The following is a 503-nucleotide window of genomic DNA, read 5'->3' on the forward strand; positions in this document are numbered from 1 at the left end:
GCGCAGGACGACGTACTGGTAGGGGTGGGCGCTCATGCCGCGGCCCCCCACCAGGCGCCGGCGTTCTCGAGCCGGCGGGTGAGGTGCTCGACGTAGGCCGACCGCACCGCAGGCACGTCGTCGAGACCGGGGGCCGTCTCGAGCCACTCGTCGGGCACGATGCCGACCACCTCGGTGACGACCTCGGGCGTGAGCACAGCAGCAGCCCGAGCGTGAGCTGCTGCCAGGTCGCCGGCCACGTCGCGCAGGACGTGCTCGGAGACGTCGAAGGGCTGTGCGGCGACCCGGGAGGCGTCGGCACCCCGGCTCGGCCACGAGTGGTGGAACCAGATGGCGGCACCGTGGTCGATGGCCCAGACCTGCCGGTGCCACACGAGAAGGTTGGGGTTGGCCCAGGTGCGGTCGACGTTGGCGGTGAACGCGTCCAGCCAGACGATGTCGGCTGCCTCGTCGGGCTCCGGGGGTCGTGAGCCGTCGTAGCCGAAGGACCCGGGCAGGAAGTC

The 503-nt window shown here is 72.2% G+C and carries 1 pseudogene; it reads right to left on the minus strand.

The annotated features are described in order from the left end of the window. Nucleotides 1–32: 32 nt before the first annotated feature. A pseudogene (locus tag AC1D01_RS38355) lies at nucleotides 33–503 on the minus strand (HipA family kinase); the annotation flags it as partial.

This window comes from Rhizobacter sp. P3_B12 (assembly GCF_056402895.1).